General features: G+C 62.2%; 16 protein-coding genes and 1 pseudogene. 12 read left to right on the forward strand and 5 right to left on the reverse strand.

The window, feature by feature from the left end; translation table 11 throughout:
• Positions 1 to 92 precede the first annotated feature (92 nt).
• Together GSQ73_RS17985 and GSQ73_RS04570 are read right to left on the reverse strand one after the other, a co-directional pair.
• Positions 93 to 958 (reverse strand): annotated as a pseudogene (locus GSQ73_RS17985) (transposase); the annotation flags it as partial.
• Positions 959 to 1305: 347 nt separating this feature from the next.
• Entirely contained in the window at positions 1306 to 2241 is a 936-nt protein-coding gene (locus GSQ73_RS04570) for a carbohydrate kinase family protein (RefSeq protein WP_158881391.1), read from the reverse strand.
• A gap of 272 nt (positions 2242 to 2513) precedes the next feature.
• Here GSQ73_RS04570 and GSQ73_RS04575 point away from each other — a divergent pair, with 272 nt between their 5' ends.
• From GSQ73_RS04575 to GSQ73_RS04630, 12 genes are all read left to right on the forward strand, one after another.
• On the forward strand, positions 2514 to 3560 hold the full coding sequence (locus tag GSQ73_RS04575; RefSeq protein WP_158881393.1) for a rod shape-determining protein: 1047 nt from the start codon (positions 2514 to 2516) through the stop codon (positions 3558 to 3560).
• 9 nt (positions 3561 to 3569) lie between these two features.
• A complete protein-coding gene (gene mreC, locus GSQ73_RS04580; protein WP_158881395.1) occupies positions 3570 to 4565 on the forward strand; it encodes a rod shape-determining protein MreC in 996 nt (331 codons plus the stop codon).
• A complete protein-coding gene (mreD, locus tag GSQ73_RS04585) occupies positions 4562 to 5047 on the forward strand; it encodes a rod shape-determining protein MreD (RefSeq protein ID WP_158881397.1) in 486 nt (161 codons plus the stop codon). The genes mreC and mreD overlap by 4 nt, the downstream gene beginning before the upstream one ends.
• 16 nt (positions 5048 to 5063) lie before the next feature.
• Positions 5064 to 7082: a penicillin-binding protein 2 gene (gene mrdA / locus GSQ73_RS04590; protein WP_158881399.1), complete on the forward strand. Its 2019-nt coding sequence runs from the start codon at positions 5064 to 5066 to the stop codon at positions 7080 to 7082.
• Positions 7079 to 8194: a rod shape-determining protein RodA gene (gene rodA, locus GSQ73_RS04595; RefSeq protein ID WP_158881401.1), complete on the forward strand. Its 1116-nt coding sequence runs from the start codon at positions 7079 to 7081 to the stop codon at positions 8192 to 8194. The genes mrdA and rodA overlap by 4 nt, the downstream gene beginning before the upstream one ends.
• A 165-nt stretch (positions 8195 to 8359) precedes the next feature.
• Positions 8360 to 9298 (forward strand): lytic murein transglycosylase B, encoded by a 939-nt coding sequence (gene mltB, locus GSQ73_RS04600; RefSeq protein WP_254063287.1) that lies wholly within the window; start codon positions 8360 to 8362, stop codon positions 9296 to 9298.
• Entirely contained in the window at positions 9295 to 10230 is a 936-nt protein-coding gene (locus GSQ73_RS04605) for a septal ring lytic transglycosylase RlpA family protein (RefSeq protein WP_158881405.1), read from the forward strand. The genes mltB and GSQ73_RS04605 overlap by 4 nt, the downstream gene beginning before the upstream one ends.
• A gap of 71 nt (positions 10231 to 10301) precedes the next feature.
• A complete protein-coding gene (locus GSQ73_RS04610) occupies positions 10302 to 11543 on the forward strand; it encodes a D-alanyl-D-alanine carboxypeptidase family protein (protein WP_158881407.1) in 1242 nt (413 codons plus the stop codon).
• Complete coding sequence (locus GSQ73_RS04615; RefSeq protein WP_158881409.1) at positions 11543 to 11833, forward strand: DUF493 family protein; 291 nt, start codon at positions 11543 to 11545, stop codon at positions 11831 to 11833. The genes GSQ73_RS04610 and GSQ73_RS04615 overlap by 1 nt, the downstream gene beginning before the upstream one ends.
• Positions 11834 to 11975: 142 nt before the next feature.
• A complete protein-coding gene (gene lipB, locus GSQ73_RS04620) occupies positions 11976 to 12644 on the forward strand; it encodes a lipoyl(octanoyl) transferase LipB (RefSeq protein WP_158881411.1) in 669 nt (222 codons plus the stop codon).
• Positions 12645 to 12653: 9 nt separating this feature from the next.
• Positions 12654 to 13676, forward strand: a complete 1023-nt coding sequence (gene lipA / locus GSQ73_RS04625; RefSeq protein WP_158881413.1) for a lipoyl synthase — start codon at positions 12654 to 12656, stop codon at positions 13674 to 13676.
• Between the two features lie 8 nt (positions 13677 to 13684).
• The gene (locus GSQ73_RS04630; protein ID WP_158881415.1) at positions 13685 to 15934 is read left to right on the forward strand and encodes a carboxy terminal-processing peptidase; all 2250 of its coding nucleotides are present in this window, start codon (positions 13685 to 13687) and stop codon (positions 15932 to 15934) included.
• 68 nt (positions 15935 to 16002) lie between these two features.
• On the opposite strand, the gene GSQ73_RS04635 is transcribed toward GSQ73_RS04630, so the two are convergent.
• The 3 genes from GSQ73_RS04635 to GSQ73_RS04645 form a co-directional block, all read right to left on the reverse strand.
• A complete protein-coding gene (locus tag GSQ73_RS04635) occupies positions 16003 to 17754 on the reverse strand; it encodes a M1 family metallopeptidase (RefSeq protein WP_158881417.1) in 1752 nt (583 codons plus the stop codon).
• A 90-nt stretch (positions 17755 to 17844) separates the two neighbouring features.
• A complete protein-coding gene (locus GSQ73_RS04640) occupies positions 17845 to 19224 on the reverse strand; it encodes a leucyl aminopeptidase family protein (protein WP_158881419.1) in 1380 nt (459 codons plus the stop codon).
• 98 nt (positions 19225 to 19322) lie between these two features.
• On the reverse strand, positions 19323 to 20024 hold the full coding sequence (locus tag GSQ73_RS04645) for an HAD family hydrolase (protein WP_158881421.1): 702 nt from the start codon (positions 20022 to 20024) through the stop codon (positions 19323 to 19325).
• Between the last annotated feature and the right edge of the window lie 6 nt (positions 20025 to 20030).

A 20030-nucleotide genomic window follows, 5' to 3' on the forward strand; every position in this document is an offset into this window, starting at 1 on the left:
TATTTTATGCTGCCTCTTTGGCAAAGAGCATCGTCGCTTTTTAGAATCTCTCGCTCCATCCGCAGCATCTGGCTCTCACGCCGCAACTACAGCAGCAAGCCGCTTTGCATGGGCCGCCCCGGCTCAAATGAGGTCCAGCGTGATGTCTTTGCGGTCAGCCCACTCGGCCGGCGCCAGTGCGACGAATTCCAGACCGTTAATTAGACGAAGCTTGGCGGGTAGTTGCGCCCTGCGGCAATTCGCTCAAGTGTCCTGATTACGCGGCCGACCAGCAGATTCAGATCGACCTCAAAGCCCGTGCCTTTCGGCTGAAGTCATCGAGCAGGTTGAAGTTGCGGAAGCGACGCCCATCCCAGAGGACGTCGGACAAGGAATTCGATCGACAAACTGCCGTGGATGCGGTCGCCGGCCATCAATGGCAGAGGATGTCGGTTCGGAGCACGCTTGCTGCCACGGCGACAACGGTTGAGCTGCATCAGGCAACACGCGCGCCATACCCCCTTGTGGTTCCAACCAACCCGCGGCGACGGATCAGTTGGCACAGCTTGTCGAAACCGCGCTCAGAAAGTCGTTCAGCCAGTTTGCGAGTAGCGCGACCACCTTCTCGTCCCGATCCGGGCGGCGCCGACAATATGCTGTTGACCGCGACAGTCCCATCGCCGAACTAGCCCGACGCTCGCTCCAATCACAGTGATTCATCAACCGCGCCTGCAGAGGACGCCTGTGCTGGTTTACATTTTTTTAGTGAGATCCTTCTACACGTGTTCCCCATCGCCAGCTCGCATACATTCGCCTGAGCTTGGCGTGCTTCGTCTCGACATCACGCAGCCGCTGCACGTCGGAGACCTCCATGCCAACGTATTTGGACTTCCATACGTAATAGGTCGCGTCAGAAATACCCAGTTCGCGGCACACATCCTTGACCTGCCGACCGCTTCCGACTCACTTCGGTATTCATTGTCACAATCTGATTCTCGGTAAACTTGCTCTAGCGCATCGCTGGTCTCCTTGGGCTAGTTTGCCCGGAGACTCACGGTTATGCCTGGATCAAGTTTCTGGAGAGTCGACGATGAGATCGGGCTGCAGGGATTCATCCATCCATCGGCGCAGCACGCCATCGATTAGATTCAGCTTACGTGTGACCAGGAAACACGGTGTCGCCGCTCGATGACCCGCCCGACGGTCTGACGTTTGAACTCGTCGCTGAAACGACGACGTATATGCGATGACTTGATACACCTTTTGAAGCGAGTCTTACGACTCGCGGCGTATGTCTTTTAAATCGGGCAACTCAACCGGCCCCAATCAATCGAGCGAGTAGCCGAACTGATCGGCGAATTCTGCGGCGAACTGGACGTAGTCGAAGCTCTGGTTCTGGGTACCCGGGTGTTCCACTTTCAGGGCACCCATCAGTGATGCCATGCGACCAATCGTGGGCCAGTCCTTTCCTTGCATGATTCCGAAGATGAGGCCCGCGCGATAAGCGTCGCCGCAGCCGGTCGGATCGACGATCTGGCGCTCGCGCGCTGGTGGAATCTGATGCGTTTCGCTGCCTACGTGGATAACCGAGCCGCGTGGTCCTTGCGTGATGATGTAAGCGGTAACCTTTGCTGCAATGTCTTCCGCGCTCCAACCTGTTCTGGCTTGAAGCAGTTGAGATTCGTAGTCGTTGACGATGACATACGTCGCTTTTTCGATCATCGAGCGAAATTCGTCGCCATTGAACAGCGGCATCGCCTGTCCCGGATCGAAGATGAAAGGCACGCCGCGTTCGGCGAATTCGTCGACGTGTTGAAGCATCGCATCGCGACCGTCTGGCGCGACGATGGCGAAATCGATCGTCGGAATATCGCGGACGTGGTTCTCTTGCGCACTCGACATCGCACCTGGATGGAAAGCCGTGATCTGGTTATTGTCCAGGTCCGTCGTGATGAAACATTGCGGCGTGAACTGGTCGTCGAACTCCCGCACGCAGTCCAGCCTGATGCCGCATTGCTCCATGTGCTTGCGATACGGAGCGAAATCCTGGCCTACCGCCGCCACCGGCAGCGGATCGCCGCCAAGCAGCTTCAGGTTGTAGGCAATATTGCCCGCGCAGCCGCCGAATTCGCGGCGCATCCTCGGCACCAGGAACGACACGTTCAAGATGTGCATCTGGTCGGGCAGGATGTGATTCTTGAACTGGTCCTGGAACACCATGATGGTGTCGTAGGCAAGCGATCCGCAGATGACGGCAGGCATGTGAGGGGGTGTTCCCGTGCAAAGTGGACGATCGCATTCCAGCGACCCGATCAAAGCCACGCGGCGGCTTCGCTCAAAAGGATGAATCGTAACGCCATACGCCGGTCAAGGCGACCTTTTCGCACCGTCGCGTGGTTCATATCGTGGCGCAGGAAAAGCGCTTAGAACCGTGTTGTGGAGGGATTTCTTAACGTTATTGTCCTTGCGCATGCAGCATGCGCTGACTAGACTGGCGAGCTTACTTTTTAGCCAAGCCGATACACGGCGGACTCATGTTCAAGAAGTTTCGCGGGATCTTTTCCAACGACATCTCCATTGACCTCGGCACGGCGAATACGCTGATTTATGTGCGCGGCCAAGGCATCGTGTTGAACGAGCCGTCGGTGGTGGCGATCCGGCAGGATCGTGGCCCGGGTGGCCCGCGCACGATCGCTGCCGTCGGTAGCGATGCGAAGCGCATGTTGGGTCGTACGCCGGGCAATATCGCCACGGTCCGCCCGATGAAGGACGGCGTCATCGCCGACTTCACCATGACCGAGGCGATGCTGCAGCATTTCATCAAGCAGGTTCACAAGTCCCGCTTCCTGCGTCCGAGTCCACGCGTGCTGGTGTGCGTTCCATGTGGCTCGACGCAGGTCGAACGTCGAGCGATCAAGGAGTCCGCCGAAGGCGCCGGTGCGCGCGATGTTTTCCTGATCGAGGAACCGATGGCCGCGGCGATCGGTGCCGGTATTCCGGTGCACGAAGCGCGTGGCGCGATGGTGCTTGATATCGGTGGTGGTACTTCGGAAGTGGCGGTGATTTCGCTTAACGGCATCGTGTATTCGCAGTCGGTGCGTGTGGGTGGCGATCGCTTCGACGAGGCGATCATCAACTACGTGCGCCGCAATCACGGCACGTTGATCGGTGAATCCACGGCAGAGAAAATCAAGCTGCAGATCGGTTGCGCGTTTCCGCAGAGCGAGGTCCGGGAGATCGAGATTTCCGGCCGCAATCTCGCCGAAGGCGTGCCGCGCATGTTCACCATCAACTCCAACGAAATCCTCGAAGCGCTGCATGAGCCGCTTGCCGGTATCGTCGCCGCCGTGAAATCCGCGCTCGAGCAGACGCCGCCCGAGCTGTGCTCCGACGTGGCCGAGCGTGGCATCGTGCTCACCGGCGGTGGCGCGTTGCTGCGCGATCTGGATCGTCTGATTTCCGAGGAAACCGGCTTGCACGTGCAGGTCGCGGACGATCCGCTGACCTGCGTGGCGCGCGGTGGTGGCAAGGCGCTGGAGCTGATTGATCAGCACGGCAGCGATTTCTTCGCGCCCGAATAAGGCGCGACCATGGCGCGCTCGCGCGACGAGTCCTCGCCACTGTTCGCCGGCAATGCTGCCGGCACGCTACGGTTGATTTTCTATCTCGCCATCGCACTCGTGTTGATGGTGCTCGACCATCGCAATGGCTGGCTGTGGCGTTTACGCTCGACGACGGCCGCCGTGGTGGAACCGATCTACCGTCTAGCAGGTTTGCCGGCTGCAGGCGTGCGCACGATGAGCGTGGCGTTCGCCGATCGCCAGCGATTGACCGAGCAGAACCAGCGGCTGCGCGAAGATCTGCTGCTGGCGAACGCCAAGTTGAATCGCATGGCGTCGGTCGCCGAACAGAATCAGCATCTGAAACAGTTGCTCGACACGCAACACAGTCTCGAATTGAATGTGCAGCTGGCTCACGTGATCGGTGTGGACCTCGGTGCCTACAGCTATCGCATGACCTTGAACCTCGGTGTGCGCGACGGCGTCAAACCCGGCCAGCCGGTGATCGATGCCCATGGCGTGATCGGGCAGATCAAGGAAGTCCTGCCGACAACGTCGGTAGTGATGCTGGTCACCGATCCGTCGCACGCGATTCCGGTGGTGATCGAGCGCTCCGGCTTGCGCACGGTCGCCTATGGTTCGCGTGATGGCAATCAACTGACTTTGCCGAATATCCCGCTGGCGGCGGATGTGCGTGCGGGTGATCACTTGCTGACTTCCGGTTTGGGTGGTCGTTTCCCTCCCGGTTTTCCAGTGGGCGACATCATCGCGGCGGCACCGTCGTCGAGTGGCATGTTCCAGACAGCGCAAGCCACGGCGGCAGCGGACATCAATCGCAGCGAAGACGTGTTGCTGCTGCACGATCAGGCCGAACCCGATGGTCCGCCCGCGCCGGTTAAGCCAGCAGGGCCGCCGGGCGATCTTGCGCCGACGCCTGTGGATGCGACATTACCGCCCGGCGTTCAGACGGCCACACCGATTGCGAGGCCGGTCAGTTCCAGCGGCGCTGCCGGAGTGCCGCAATGAACCGGCAACGCATGAGCCTGTGGTGGTTCATTGGCACGCTGGTGTTCGCGCTGCTCTCGATGCTGGTGCCGCTGCCGGATGTGCTGGAGCCCTTCAAGCCGTATTGGCCGGCATTGTTCCTGCTGTACTGGGCGCTCGAATCGGAAGACCGCGTCACCCTTGGCCTCGCGTTTGCAATCGGGCTTGGAGCAGATCTGCTCGATGGCGTCGTGCTCGGCGAACAGGCGCTGCGACTGTGCGCGCTGGTTTTCATTGTCATGCGCTTCCGTTCGCGCCTGCGGTTTTTTCCGATGTGGCAGCAGACGCTGGCCGTGCTCGCGCTGTTGTTGAACGATCGTCTGCTGTTGCTGGTTGTACGCATCCTGGCTGGCTCAACGATGCCGCCGGCGAGTTGGTGGATTTCGCCATTCGTCGGCGCAGCTTTGTGGCCGTTCCTGTTCCTGCTGCTCGACGATTTGCGTGCGCGTCTGCGTATCCAATGAAGCATGAACCAGTGACATGAAACTTCGCCGGTCGATCAAGGATTCCCGCAGCGAAAACGCGCTGTTCCGCCGACGTGCGGTAGTCGGCTTCGTATTGATCCTCTTGTGCTTCGGCGTGCTGGTGAGTCGTTACGTGCATCTGCAGATCGTGCGGCATGACGAGTTCGTCACGCGCTCGGAAAACAACCGGATGAAGCCGCGCGCGATTCCTCCGCCGCGCGGCCTCATCTACGATCGCAATGGCGTACTGCTTGCGGACAATCAGCCGGCCTTCCGACTCGAAGTCGTACCGGAGCAGGTCGACGATATGCCCGCGTTGCTGACCGATCTGGGCAAAGTCGTGCCGCTGGGTCAGGACGATCTCGATGCTTTCAAGAAACAGCTGGCCCAGACCCGGCGCTTCGACAGCGTACCGCTGAAAATGCACCTCAGCGAAGACGAGATCGATCGTTTCGCTGTGAATCGCTGGCGCTTTCCCGGCGTCGATGTCGTGCCTTATCTGACCCGGCACTATCCGTTCGGCGCGCTGTTTGCACATGTGGTGGGCTACGTCAGCCGTATTGATGTCGATGACATGAATCGGCTCGACGCCAAGCGCTATCAAGGCACCAGTCACGTGGGACGCAGTGGCGTTGAGCGCTCGTACGAAGACGTGCTGCATGGCACGCCGGGCTACGAAGTGCTCGAGGTGAATGCGGACGGCCAGACGCAACAGGTACTGGAAACGCACGCGCCGACGCCCGGCAGGAATCTGTATCTCAGCATCGATATCCGTTTGCAGAAGGCGACGCAGGATGCGTTCGCCGGCCGGCCCGGTGCGGCGGTGGCGATCGATCCGCAGAATGGTCAGGTGCTGGCGATGGTCAGCGTGCCTTCGTTCGATCCCAACCTCTTCGTCAACGGCATCAGCGGTGTCGACTACAAGGGCTTGATGGGCGACCCGGACAAGCCGCTGCTCAACCGCGCGATGAAAGGCGTCTATCCGCCCGGTTCAACGGTCAAACCGTTCCTCGCTCTCGGCGGTCTCGAATACGGCGTGCGACGTCCGGAAGACACCGTGTTGTCGGTCGGTCAGTTTTGTTTGCCGGGACAGAAGCGCTGCTATCGAGACGACACTCGCGGTGGCGATGGCACGGTAAACATGGTGCGTGCCATCGAGAAATCGACGAACACTTATTTCTACAAGCTCGCACTCGATCTCGGCATCGATCGATTGAGCGACTGGATGAGCCGCTTCAGTTTCGGCGGCAAGACCGGCATCGATCTCTACGGCGAATCCGAAGGCGTGTTGCCTTCGCGCGAGTGGAAAGCGTCGCGCAGCAAGGACGCATGGTTTCCCGGCGAGACGGTGATTGCCGGTATCGGCCAGGGCTATTGGGAAGTGACGCCGCTGCAACTGGGACACGCCATCGCGACATTGGCCGGACATGGCGTGCCCTATCTGCCGCGCGTGGTGATGGCGACGCGCGGTTATGCGGAAGCGCAGCCGACGCCACTGCCTAATCCGGCAGAAGAAACATTGATCCACCACCCGGCCGAATGGGATGTCATCAACGAAGGCATGCGCGCGGTGATCACTGGCGGTACCGGCAAGGGATTGAATGATGGATTTCCCTATGCGATCGCCGGCAAGAGCGGCACGGCAGAACGTTTTTCGCGCACCACCGAAGCATACGACTTGAACAAGAGCAGCGCGCATCTCGCGGCGCGTCATCGCGCCTGGTTCATGGCGTATACGCCGACAGATCATCCGCAGATCGCTGCCGCCGTGGCGCTCGAAGCCGGCGCATGGGGCGGCAAGGACGCGGGCCCGATCGTGCGAAAAATATTCGATGCGTGGCTCGCTGCACATGGCGGCGATATTCCCGGCAGCGAACGTCTGCCAATGACTATCACGTCGGCGGCGCCGATTTCCGCGCCGGCACCTTCGGCCTCGAGCTCGGCTTCGCCCGCCAGTGCGCCGGACAACGAAGACGACAACGGCGGCGACGTCGAGGACGAACCTGCTCAGGCAACGAGCGGAGCGCAGCCATGATCGACACCATGTACAGCCGCTCGCATCGTTTCTTCAAGCGCATCCTCACGCGCCCGCGCATCGATCTGCCACTGGCGTTCGGTCTGTTCCTGCTGGCATCCGTCGGGCTGATCACGCTCTACAGCGCAGGCGACGCGAGCCTCGCGCTGGTCGGCGGGCAAGCCGGCCGCTTTGTGCTGGGCGCCGCGTTGATGCTGGTGATTTCGCGCATCCCGCCATCGGTGTTGCGCGGTTGGACACCATGGCTGTACGTGGGCAGCACCGTGTTACTTGTGGTGGTGGCGGTGCTCGGTGAGGGTCGCGGCGCCGATCGATGGTTGAACCTGGGCGTGATGCGCTTTCAGCCGTCCGAACTGCTCAAGCTCACCATGCCGATGATGGTTGCCTGGTACCTGCATCCACGCCAGCTTCCGCCGGGATGGAAGGACATCATCGTCGTCGGTATTCTGATCGGCATTCCCGCTGCGCTGATCGCCGAGCAACCGGATTTGGGCACGGCGTTGCTGGTCGCCACGGCCGGTGCGTTCGCCTTGTTTCTTTCCGGCATGGCATGGTGGCGCATCGGTCTGATCGTCGCTGCTGTCGGCGGCATGATTCCGGTGGGCTGGCATTTCATGCATCAGTACCAGCGTGATCGCGTGCTCACCTTGCTCAATCCGGAATCCGATCCGCTCGGCAACGGCTGGCACATCATCCAGTCGCAGATCGCGGTCGGCTCCGGTGGCGTGTTCGGCAAGGGCTGGCAGCACAGCACGCAGTCGCGGCTGGATTTTCTGCCCGAGCATACGACCGACTTCATCTTCGCGGTTTTCTCCGAAGAGTTCGGCCTGCTTGGCGTGATCGGCATCATCGCGCTGTATGCCTTCATCATTGGCCGCTGCCTGTGGATCGCGATGGAAGCGCGAGACACGTATTCGCGCTTGCTCGCCGGCGCCATCGGCATGAGCTTCTTCGTCTACGTGTTCGTCAACGGCGGCATGGTCGCCGGCATGTTGCCGGTGGTCGGCGTCCCGATGCCGATGATCAGTTACGGCGGCACATCAGCTGTCTCGCTGCTGGTCGGTTTCGGTGTGTTGATGTCGATCCACGCCAACCGCAAGATGCATGAATAGAACACGCGTTCGCCGCGTTTCGACGAGGCAGCTACGGCCGATGCGCATGCTAGGCTTTCGACGATGCCGACCACACGCAAGCGAAGCCACGACATGACCGCCAGCCAGGCTTCGCGCCGAGTTTTTTCCACGCTCGTCTTCTGCGCGTTGTTCGCCGGCGTGTCGATGATCGCGCAGGCGGAAACGCATCCTGGGCAGGCTGCACTGGTGCGCGAAGTGGTGCAGGAAACCGGCAAGAATCCGGCCGCGCTCAACGCGCTGCTCGATCATGCGAAGAAACAGCAAGGCATTCTCGATGCGATGGGCCGCCCGGCGGAAGCCAAGCCGTGGAAGGACTATCGACCGATCTTTCTCACCGACAAGCGCATCGACGATGGCGTGGCGTTCTATCGCGCGCATCGCGAGCTGCTTGAGCGCATCGGCCGCGAATACCACGTGGCGCCGGAATACCTCGTGGCCATCGTCGGCGTGGAGACGTTCTACGGACACGTAACGGGCAGGTACAAGGTGCTCGATGCACTGGTCACGCTCGGCTTGTATTACCCGCCGCGCGCTAAGTTTTTTCGCGCGGAACTGAAGACGCTGCTGAGCCTGCCAAGCAGCCATCTCGCCGGGCCGATCGACACGCTCACCGGCTCGTACGCAGGCGCGGAAGGCTGGGGCCAGTTCATGCCTTCCAGCATTCGCGACTATGCCGTAGACGAAGACCATGACGGACACATCGATTTGAAGGCGTCGTTGCCGGACATTCTCGCCAGCGTCGCCAATTATTTCGCCGGCCATGGCTGGGTCGAAGGTGGTCCGGTGGCGTCGCGCGCGCAGCCCGATCCCGCCGCGCAACCGATCATGGTGAAAGACGCCACGCCGCAATGGCCCCTTGAACAATTGATGGCCTGGGGTTACGCGCCGTTGCAGCCACGTGATCCGGGTCGCCTCACCAGTCTGCAAACCTTGCAGGGCGAGAACGGACCGGAGTACTGGTTCACGTTCCAGAATTTCTACGTGATCACACGCTATAACCGCAGCCCGCTTTATGCGATGGCGGTGGATCAGCTGGCCAAGGCGATCGCCGCCGGCGCACGCCAGGCAGACAACGGACCATGACGCGTGCTGCCGTCGTTGCGCTGCTCCTGGCCTGCGCGTTCGCGCTGGCTGGTTGCAGCGGCGCGAAGACGAAATCCCCCGCATCGCAAAGCAGCGCGCGCGAATATCGCAGCATCCCGACCGATCGACGTGGTGGTAGTCGCAGCAGCGACGACAATTTCCGCGACGACACCAATCGCCCGCAAAGCAGCCGCTATCGCGACAACGACGACAGCGTGCCCGGCGGACCTGCGCCGGATATCAGCAAGCTGGTCGAGCCCGTGCCGAAAGTCGAACCGCGCGCGCTGTACGGCAACAAGTCGCCGTACAGCGTGCTCGGTCAGAGCTACCGCGTGCTGCCGTCCGCCCGCGGATATGTCGAGCGTGGCATCGCGTCGTTCTACGGCAACAAATTCCACGGTTACAAGACATCGAGCCTGGAGAACTACGACATGTACGCATTCACTGCGGCCAGCAAGACACTGCCGCTGCCGAGCTACGCGCGCGTCACCAATCTGCAGAACGGCAAGAGCGTGGTCGTGCGGATCAACGATCGCGGCCCGTTCCATCAGGATCGCGTGATCGATCTTTCGTACGTGGCCGCAGTGAAGATCGGCATCTGGCCCAAGGGCACGGGGCTGGTGGAAGTGCGCGGCATCGATCCGGGCGAACCGATGTCGGAACCACCGCCGCCGACGCTGGTCACAACAGGGCATGCGCCGGGCATTTACTTGCAGGTGGGCGCGTTTTCCGACCCCGCCAATGCCGAACGCGTGGCGCAGCGTCTTCGCCTGGCGAACCTCGGTCAGGTGCAGGTAGTGCAGTCCGACGTCAATGGCCGCCACGTGAGTCGCGTGCGCGTCGGGCCGTTGGCGGATGTGGAACGCGCGGACGATGTCACCGCGCGGATCGAGGACATGGGTCTGCCGCGGCCTCAGGTCGCGGTAGACTGAGCGGGTTTGTTCGAACACTTATCCTTGCCGGCGCCGCCGCGCCGTCATCAAAGACTGGACTGAAAGCCACGATGAATTTTTTCCGCCGCACCCTGATTCCGTTCGCCGCCGCTGCATTGCTGGTGGGTGTCGCCATGGCCCAGACGCCGCCACATCCTTCGGCGGTTCCGCGACCCGTGGTGCCCGACGCGCCGGTGCCGCCGCCGCCGGATGTCGATGGCAAGAGCTGGGTGTTGATGGATTACGCCACCGGCCAGATTCTCGCGAGCAAGGAGCCGGACCTGCGCGTGGAGCCGGCCTCGATCACCAAGATCATGACCGACTACGTGGTTTCCGCCGAAGTCGCCAACGGCAAGATCCACATGGCCGATCCGGTCAAGATCAGCCTGAATGCGTGGAAGGGCGGCGGCGCAGGCACCGATGGTTCCACCAGCTTTCTCAAACTCGACAGCGAAGTGTCGGTGAAGGATCTGCTGTACGGGCTGATCATCCAGTCCGGCAACGACGCAGCCATCGCGCTGGCCGAACACACCGCTGGTTCGGAAGAGACGTTCGCCAACCTGATGAACGCGTATGCCAAGCAGCTCGGCATGGTCAACTCGAACTTCCAGAATGCATCGGGTTATCCGATCGCCAACCACTACACCACCGCGCACGACATCGCGATCCTGTCGCGCGGATTGATCCACGATTTCCCGGAGGACTACGCGATTTCGGCGGTGAAGGAATTCGTCTGGAACGGCATCCCGCAGCACAACCGCAACACCCTGCTGTGGCGTGACCCGAGCGTCGACGGCATCAAGACCGGCCACACTGCCGCGGCCGGTTTCTGTCTGGCTGCATCGGCCAAACAGGGCGAGTCGCGCATGATTGCCATCGTGATGGGCGCCAGCAGCGAAAAGGCGCGCGCCGATTCGGCGATGGCGCTGCTCAGCTACGGCTTCCGTTTCTACGAGACGCACAAGCTCTACGACGCCAGCAAGCCGCTGGCCACGCCGAAGTTGTGGAAGGGCAGCATCAACCAGTTGCCGATCGGCGTGAACGACAACGTGCTGGTCACGATCAAGCGTGGCGACTACGAAAAGCTCAAGCCCACGATGGATATTCCGGTGACATTGATCGCGCCCTTCAAGAAGGGACAGCAGGTTGGCACGCTGCACATCACGCTTGACGGCCAACCCGTGCAGACCGTGCCGGTCGTTGCACTTGTGGATGCGCCGCAGGGCGGCTTCTTCTCGCGTCTGTGGGACAGCATCATGCTGTGGTTCCACAGCAGCAAGGGCACCACCGAACAGGCGCCGGACAGCAAATAATGGAACCGATCGATTTCACCCAGGCGAAGCAGGACGGCAAGGGTTTCCAGTTTCCCGGCGATTTCGAAATCACCGCCGTCGGCGCTGCCAGCGCCAATCTGCCCACGCATGTGCCACAGCTTCTCGATCGCGCCGGCCTGCATGTGTTTCACGAGAGCGTGAAGCACCGGCAATCGGGCGCGGGCAATTTCGTCTCGGTCACGGTAAGCATTCACTGCAAGGACCGCGAGCAATATGAAGCGGCACATGCGGCGCTGCGCGAAAGCCCGGATATCAAGTACACGCTGTGAGAGCGGCGAACGGGAACGGGGAACGGGACGTTGGCTTGCCCGTGACCTGGCGCTTCTCAGTTTGTTTGCAGTCCAAGCTTGATTACCTGCACGACGCCAAGATATTTCAGTTCCCTGTTTCCTGTTTCACTCGAGGCCCGTCATGTCGTTGCCGCTGAAAGTCCGTCGCCTTGGCCGCCAGCCTTATCAGCCGGTGTGGCACGCGATGAGTGCATTCACCGACAACCGCACGGCAGAAACGGTCGACGAGCTCTGGCTGCTCGAGCACGATCCGGTGTTTACCCTTGGACAGGCCGGCAAGATGGAACACGTGCTGGCGCCCGGCGATATCCCGGTGGTGCCGGTCGATCGTGGTGGTCAGGTGACGTATCACGGGCCCGGCCAGATCGTGGCGTATCCGATGATCGACCTGCGCCGCGCCGGCGTGAGCGTGCGTGAGCTGGTGAACCGAATCGAGCAGGCGATCATCGACACCGTCGCGCACTGGCGGATCGTGGCCGTGCGCCGCGAAGGTGCGCCCGGCGTCTACGTGGGCGATGCGAAGGTTGCGGCGCTCGGCTTGCGCGTGCGGCGCGGCTGCAGCTTTCATGGCCTGGCCTTCAACGTGGCGATGGATCTTGAGCCTTATCACCGCATCAACCCTTGCGGTTACAAGGGTTTGGAAGTCACGCAACTGGTAGACTTGGGCGGTCCGTCGCGGCTGGCGGATGTCGAAGACGTGCTGATCGGCGAATTCTGCCGTCAGTTCGGTTTCACCGCCGAGCCCGCCGCTCCCCTGATCCCCGAACTCCCCGCTCGCGTAGCGGTCTGAGCTGCTTCCATGAGCGAAATTTCCACGTCACCCATCCGCAGCATTCCGATCAGCGTCGTCAGTGGCGCGCCAACGGAAGCGTCCGCTGTCGAAAAACAGATCGGCAACGACAAGATCGCGCTCAACCGCGCCGGCTTCGACACCACCGTCCCGACGCTGCGCAAGCCGAGCTGGATTCGCGTGCGCCTGCCGCAGGGCAACGCCGTGCAGCAGTTGAAGGCACGTCTGCGCGAAAACGCACTGGTCACCGTGTGCGAGGAAGCCTCGTGCCCGAACATCCACGAGTGTTTCAGCAAAGGCACCGCGACCTTCATGATCCTGGGTGAAGTCTGCACGCGCCGATGTTCGTTCTGCGATGTCGCGCACGGCCGTCCGGTGGCACCCGATCCGCTGGAGCCGGCGCGCCTGGCCGAGACCATCCGCGACATGCGCCTGCGCTACGTGGTGATCACTTCGGTCGATCGCGATGACCTGCGCGATGGCGGCGCCGAACATTTCGCCGCGTGCATCCGCGCCGTGCGTCACGCCAGCCCGACGATCCGGATCGAAATCCTTACGCCCGATTTCCGTGGCAAAGGTCGCATGGAGCGCGCGCTGGATGTCCTGAAGGATTTCCCGCCGGACGTGTTCAACCACAACCTCGAAACCGTGCCGCACCTGTATCGCGAAGTACGTCCCGGCGCCGACTACCAGTGGTCGCTGGATCTGCTCAAGCGGTTCAAGGCGCAGCATCCGGATGTGCCGACCAAGTCCGGCATCATGCTCGGCCTCGGCGAAACCTGGGATCAGGTGATCGAGACCATGGGCGATTTACGCGCCCATGACGTGGAGATGATCACCATCGGCCAGTACTTGCAACCGACACCGCATCATCACCCGGTCGTTCGTTACTGGACGCCGGAAGAATTCGAAGCGCTGCGCGAAGCCGGTGAGGCGATGGGTTTCCATCACGTCGCGTCCGGTCCGCTGGTGCGTTCGTCCTATCACGCCGACCTGCAGGCCCATGCAGCCGGTGTCACCGAGTCCGTCTGAGAGCCTTCATGAAATTTCGCCACGCGCTGCTGCTGTTGCTTGTCTTCACCACCACCTGCGTCGTCGCGCAGTCGGCGGCCGATCTCGGTGCCGGCAGCACCGGCCGCAAGGCCGCCGTGTGGCCGTTGAAGGCCACGGATACGCAGGCGCAGGCGGCGCAATTGTCCGCGCGTTTCCTCACCCGTTTCCACTACGACGCGCAGCCGCTGGACGATGCCATGTCCGCACGCGTGTACGACGCTTACATCAAGCTGCTCGACAGCGAGAAAGTCTTTTTCACGCAAGCCGACATGACGAAATTCGCACCACTGCGAACGCAGCTCGATGACGCCGTGTGGAACAAGGACCTCAACGCGCCGTTCTCGATCTTCAATGTTTACGTGCAGCGCGCGGTCGAACGCATGGGCTATGCGCGAGAACTGCTCAAAAAGGGTTTCGATTTTTCCGCCAACGATACCTACACATTCGATCGCAAGAATGCCGGCTGGCCGAAAGACCAGGCCGAACTCGATGACCTGTGGCGCAAACGCACCATGAACGACTGGCTGCGCCTGAAACTCGCCGGCCAGACCGATGCCGACATTCGCAAGACGCTGGACAAGCGCTACGCCAACTATATTGATCGCGTGAAGCAGCTCGATGGCGAGGACGCGTTCCAGACCTTCATGACCGCGTACTCGAACACCACCGATCCGCACACCGATTACCTCGGCCCGCGCGACGCGGAGAATTTCGACATCCAGATGCGCCTGTCGCTCGAAGGCATCGGTGCGCAACTGCAGTCGCGCGACGACTACACGATGATCTTCACGCTGATTCCCGGCGGCCCGGCGATCAAGTCAGGCAAGTTCAAGCCCGGCGATCGCATCGTCGCGGTGGGCCAGAACGAAAGTGGTCCGCTGGTGGATGTCGTCGGCTGGCGCATCGACGACGTGACCAACCTGATCCGCGGCAAGAAGGGCACAACGGTACGGCTGGAAGTTCTTCCTGCCGATGCGGGTCCTGATGGAAAGCACGTCATGGTGACGCTGGTGCGCGACAAGATCAGTCTGGAGGACGCCGCTGCCAGCAAGAAGATCATCGACATCAAGGATGGCGACGTCACGCGCAAGATCGGCGTGATCGAGCTGCCTTCGTTCTATTCCGACTTCGGTGCGCGCAGCGAAGGCGACAAGGATTACAAGAGCGCCACGCGGGACGTCGCCAAGCTGCTCGGCGAGCTCAAGCAGGCAGGCGTGGAAGGCGTGGTGGTCGACCTGCGCAACAACGGCGGCGGCTCGCTCGACGAAGCCGATTCGCTCACCGGCTTGTTCATCGACAAGGGTCCGGTGGTGCAGGTGCGCAAGGCCAACGGCGAGATCGAGGCACAGGGCGACGACGATGCCGGTCTCGCGTGGAGTGGCCCGCTCGCGGTGATGGTCAATCGTGGCTCGGCATCCGCGTCGGAGATTTTTGCCGCGGCGATCCAGGATTACCATCGCGGCCTGATCGTTGGCGAGCCGACGTTCGGCAAGGGCACCGTGCAGAATCTCGTGCAGCTCGATCGCTTCGCCAATGGCGACAGCGAGAAGCCGCAGTTCGGTGAGCTGAAGATGACCATCGCCGAATTCTTCCGCATCAACGGCGGCTCCACGCAGCTGAAGGGCGTGACGCCGGACATCCTGTATCCGAAGAACGGCGACGAGAAGGACTTCGGCGAATCCACCTACGACAACGCGCTGCAGTGGACGCAGATTCCCCCCGCGGCGTACCAGCCGGTTGCCAACCTCAACGCCTACCTGCCGCAATTGCAGCAGGCGCACGACGGGCGCGTGGCGAAGTCGCCGGCGTGGAAGCTGATGCTCGACGAGCTGACCCAGTACCGCACGATGCGCGACAAGACCACGATCTCGCTGAACCTCGCGCAGCGCGAAGTGGAGCGCAAGCAGCAGGATGCCATCCAGGCTGATTTCCGCGCGCGCCACAAGGCGATCGACGGCGACGCAGCATTGCTCGGTGACGACAGCAGTCTCGACGATGGCCTCAACGCCAACGAGCGCAGCTTCAAGAGCGAGCTCAAGGAGGAGAAGGACGCCAAGAAAGCCAAGGACGTCGAGTTGAACGAAACCGCGCATGTGCTGTTCGACGCCGTGGGCCTGATCAAGGCCGATCCGAAACTGGCCAGCGAAGTGCTGCCCTACGGCGGTCAGTTCTCCCGCATCGCCGCCGCGTCGCCCGCGGCCGCTTCATCGACCGACTCGGCGCCGGTCGCGCACTGAGTTGTCGAGGTTCGAAGCTAAAAAACCCGGCGCAAGCCGGGTTTTTTTATCGCTGAAGAATGTTCTTATTACTTCGCAGCCTTGGCCTTCTGCGCGCGCTGCTGTTTCATCCACTGCCGGTAAGCGTCGACGTGTGGCATGTCACGCAGCAGCTTGCTGAGCGGATCGACGATCAACAGGCTGCCTGCGGGCACCTGCAGCATGCCTTCACCATGGGTCATCGGCACGGTCTTCGTCGTGTAGCCCACTTGCACCTCCACCGGCATCGAGAACGGTTCGTTGTGTCCGGTGATCCATTTCAGGCGAAGCGTGTCGCCGTCTCGCATTTCCTGCAACTTGGGCAATGCGGCGTCGTAGAGATAGACGTTGAAAAACCACTGCAGGTCGCGACCGGTCACTTGATTGACGATGGCGATGTAATCGTGCGTGTTCGCGTAACGCGGCTTGAAGTTGCCGGGCTGTGGATCCGGCCGGCCATAGACGAGCCGACGCGTGCTTTCAAAAAATGCCTCGTCGCCGATCAACTGTCGCAGCGTGTGCAACATCAACGAGCCTTTGTCGTAGATGTCGTTGGCCGGGCCGCGGCCCTCGTCGTACACCTCGTGCTCTTCCTGGCTGCGTCCGGAAACCAGCGGAAACTGGTTCTTCAGTGACATCCGCTCGGTATGCAGCATGGCGAAATAGTCCATGTCGCCGTGCAGGTACTGGCCATACAGCGGCTGCATGTAGGTGCCGAAACCTTCGTGCAGCCACATGTCGTCCCAGTTCGTGTTGGTGACCTGGTTGCCGAACCACTCGTGCGAGAACTCATGCTGCAGCAGCCAGTCGAAACCGTATTCGTTTTTCGGATAGCCGTTGCCGTACGCGTTGAGGGTCTGATGCTCCATGCCCAGATGCGGCGTTTCCACCACGCCCATTTTTTCGTCGCCCCATGGATACGGCCCGATCGACTGCTCGAAGAAATCCAGCATGCGCGGGAACTCGGCAAACAGGGCTTTCGCACCCGCTTCGTGCGCCGGCAGGTACCACAGCTGCATCGGGATGCTGTTGCCGTAGCGGCTGGCGTAATTCGCAGTCAGCTCCTTGAACGGCCCGACGTTGATCGAGACCGCATACGTATCCGGATGCTTTGCGCGCCAGTGGTAGGTGTGCTTGTCGCCCTGATCGGTGACGTCGACCAATACGCCGTTGCCCGGCGCGGCCAGCGATTTCGGCACGGTGACATACGTGTCGACGAGATCCGGCTCGCCGGTGGGCTGGTCGACGCAGGGCCAGAACAGATCGCAGCCTTCGCCTTCGACGGCACTCGCGACCCATGGCTGTCCATCCGCCGTGTGGCTCCACACGAAACCACCATCCCACGGCGCGTGCTTCGCCACGTGCGGCTTGCCGCCATAGCGCACCGTCACCTGTACCTTGCCGTCTGCAGCGAGCGGCGCGGGGAGGTGGATGCGCAGGCGTCCATCGGGGTTGCTCCATGCGCTCGTCGCGAGCGTCTTGCCGTCGAGGTCGATGCCGCCGATGGGCAGGTTGCGATCGAGGTCCAGCAACACGGTATCGGTTGCCGACTTCGCAGTGAATGTGAGCACCGCCGTCGCGTCGATGCGCTGCACGGACGGATCGACCGCGAAATGCAATTCCGCATGATCGAAATTTACACGAGCCTGTTCGGCCGGCATCACGCCGCCGGAACCGAGCGTCTGCGCAGTCAATGCCGGCTGGTCGGGCGTAACGCTTTTTGATGGCGTGGTTGCCGCGGTCGCCACGGTGGCGAATCCGAGTGCGAGGCTCAGTGCGAGCAGATGCCGACGAGGTTGCATGTTGATCTCCCGATGAGTCCAGCCGGAAGAATGCAACCTTTGGCTGTCAGACGACAACGCCAGAAGTCACGACGTGCCCTCGCGACAGGATCAGCGTGCGTAGCGCTCTTGAAGCAGCGCGAACATCGCACGCACGCCCATCGCTTCGCCGCCGCGCGGCCGGCCGGGGCGATCGGCATCGTTCCACGCATACGTATCGAGATGCAGCCAGGCGACGTTGTCGGGCACGAAGCGTTCGAGATACAGCGCGGCTGTGATGGCGCCGGCGTGGCGCGATGCGCCGGAGTTGGTGGTGTCGGCAAGATACGAATCGAGCATGCGCCGATACGGGCGCCACAACGGCAACTGCCACAGCGGATCGGCGACGGCGTGGCCGGCAGCGACCAGCTCCTGCGCGAGCGCATCGCGATGGGCGAACAGCGCGGGCAGGTCCGGCCCGAGCGCGACGCGCGCGGCACCGGTAAGCGTGGCGAAATCGATCAGCAGGTCGGGTTTCTGCTCCACGCCATAGGTCAGCGCATCGCACAGCACGAGGCGGCCTTCCGCATCGGTGTTGTCCACTTCCACGGTGATGCCGGCGCGCGTGGTGATCACCTCGCCCGGACGCATCGCGTTGCCGCTTATCGCGTTCTCGACCGCCGGTACCAGCAGGGTCAGATTCACTGGCAGCTTCGCCCGCATGATCAGGCCGGCCAGCGCGATCGCGTGCGCCGCGCCGCCCATGTCTTTCTTCATCCAGCGCATGCCGTCGCCGGTCTTGATGTTGAGCCCGCCGGTGTCGAAGCACACGCCCTTGCCAACCACCACCAGCGTGGGGTCAGACGACTTGCCCCACTTCAACTCGATCAATCGCGGCGCACGATGGCTGGCACGACCGACGGCGTGGATGGTCGGGAAATTTCCCTTCAGCAATTCATCGCCGACCCATTCGCGAAACTTGGCCTTGTGCGTCTTGCCCAGTTGCTTGATCGCCGCGGACATCTGCGCGGGACCCATGTCTTCGGTCGGCGTGTTGACGAGGTCGCGCACCATCGCGGTCGCATCGACCAAGGGCACGAGCTGCGCCAGGTCGGCTGCGGGAATCGCCAGCGTCGCCGGTGTGCGCTTCGCTTTGCGGTAGCGGGTGAACTGATAGGCGCCGAGCGCCCAGCCCAGCGCGGCGTGCGCGTGATCCGCCAGCACGCTTTCGAGCGCGAGGTGATAGGTCGCTTCGGGAAGTGTGTTCGCCAGCGACGCCAGCGCGCCGAATGCATCGCTCGCATCGACACCGGCGAGCACGCGCACGAGTTTGCCGTTGCTGTCGGCGATCAGCGCGAACGTGCCGGGCGATGCATCGAATCCGCTATCGCCCAGCCAGCGTCGTTGTGCGGCGGTGAGTCGCCGGCGTGCGGCAGCCAGATGTGCTGCATCGGTGGTCTCGATGGCGATGCTGCGACGGTCGGCGGAGGCGCGTTCGATCAGGGCGGACATGCGATTTTCCTTGGCGCATTCAGGCTGCGATGAGTGCATCACAACCAGTCATCATAGAAAAGTTAATCACGAATCATGCGCCCTTTGCGCCAGCCTGACTACGCAGGCGCATCGTGCCGTTCGAGCCAGTCGGCCAGTTCGTTCATGTCGCGCAGATCAAGGTCGGGCGGCACGCCGAGATCGGTCGGCCACGCATCGCCGCGGCGATTCATCCACGCCGTGCGCAGGCCGGCGTCACGCGCGCCGACCACATCCATCAACGGATCGTCGCCGACATGCAGGATCGATGCGGGCGCCACGCCGAGCAGTTCGGCCGCGGCGTGGAAGATGCGCGCGTCCGGCTTCGCCATGCCCGTATCACGCGCGCAGACGCGATGGACAAAATGCGCGTGGATGCCGATGCGTTCGAGGTCGGCGTTGCCGTTGGTCAGGCTCGCCATCGGCCGGGCCGCGCCGATGCGTTGCAGCGCAGGCAGCGCGTCGGGATAGAACTCCACGCTGTTGCGCGCCGCGAAATAGACTTCCCAAAGCGCATCGATCGGCGCCACTTCATCGCCGCAGGCCGCGAAAGCCTGCTGCAGGGTGATCTGCCGTTGCGTGGTGAAGTCGTGCGCGAGGTCGAGCCGTTCCGCAGCGACGCGGGCACGCAATTCGCGCATGGCGTCGATCGGCCACGCGCGTGCCACGTCGGGATGGTTCTCGCGCAGATAGGCATCGATGGCGTGGTCGGCGCGTTCCAGCGCCGGCCACACCGGCCACAGCGTGTCGTCGAGATCCAGTGTCAGTGCGAGGATGCGCACGTGACC

This window comes from Rhodanobacter sp. L36 (assembly GCF_009765755.1).
Lineage (GTDB): Bacteria > Pseudomonadota > Gammaproteobacteria > Xanthomonadales > Rhodanobacteraceae > Rhodanobacter.

Bases quoted from the DNA above. Each gene is read 5' to 3' on its own strand.
- lipB (WP_158881411.1), top strand. From the start codon at position 11,976: ATGTCGTTGCCGCTGAAAGTCCGTCGCCTTGGCCGCCAGCCTTATCAG.
- lipA (WP_158881413.1), top strand. From the start codon at position 12,654: ATGAGCGAAATTTCCACGTCACCCATCCGCAGCATTCCGATCAGCGTC.
- GSQ73_RS04640 (WP_158881419.1), bottom strand. From the start codon at position 19,224: ATGTCCGCCCTGATCGAACGCGCCTCCGCCGACCGTCGCAGCATCGCC.
- mrdA (WP_158881399.1), top strand. From the start codon at position 5,064: ATGAAACTTCGCCGGTCGATCAAGGATTCCCGCAGCGAAAACGCGCTG.
- GSQ73_RS04635 (WP_158881417.1), bottom strand. From the start codon at position 17,754: ATGCAACCTCGTCGGCATCTGCTCGCACTGAGCCTCGCACTCGGATTC.
- GSQ73_RS04570 (WP_158881391.1), bottom strand. From the start codon at position 2,241: ATGCCTGCCGTCATCTGCGGATCGCTTGCCTACGACACCATCATGGTG.
- mreC (WP_158881395.1), top strand. From the start codon at position 3,570: ATGGCGCGCTCGCGCGACGAGTCCTCGCCACTGTTCGCCGGCAATGCT.
- GSQ73_RS04615 (WP_158881409.1), top strand. From the start codon at position 11,543: ATGGAACCGATCGATTTCACCCAGGCGAAGCAGGACGGCAAGGGTTTC.
- GSQ73_RS04575 (WP_158881393.1), top strand. From the start codon at position 2,514: ATGTTCAAGAAGTTTCGCGGGATCTTTTCCAACGACATCTCCATTGAC.
- rodA (WP_158881401.1), top strand. From the start codon at position 7,079: ATGATCGACACCATGTACAGCCGCTCGCATCGTTTCTTCAAGCGCATC.
- mreD (WP_158881397.1), top strand. From the start codon at position 4,562: ATGAACCGGCAACGCATGAGCCTGTGGTGGTTCATTGGCACGCTGGTG.
- GSQ73_RS04630 (WP_158881415.1), top strand. From the start codon at position 13,685: ATGAAATTTCGCCACGCGCTGCTGCTGTTGCTTGTCTTCACCACCACC.
- GSQ73_RS04605 (WP_158881405.1), top strand. From the start codon at position 9,295: ATGACGCGTGCTGCCGTCGTTGCGCTGCTCCTGGCCTGCGCGTTCGCG.
- mltB (WP_254063287.1), top strand. From the start codon at position 8,360: ATGATCGCGCAGGCGGAAACGCATCCTGGGCAGGCTGCACTGGTGCGC.
- GSQ73_RS04610 (WP_158881407.1), top strand. From the start codon at position 10,302: ATGAATTTTTTCCGCCGCACCCTGATTCCGTTCGCCGCCGCTGCATTG.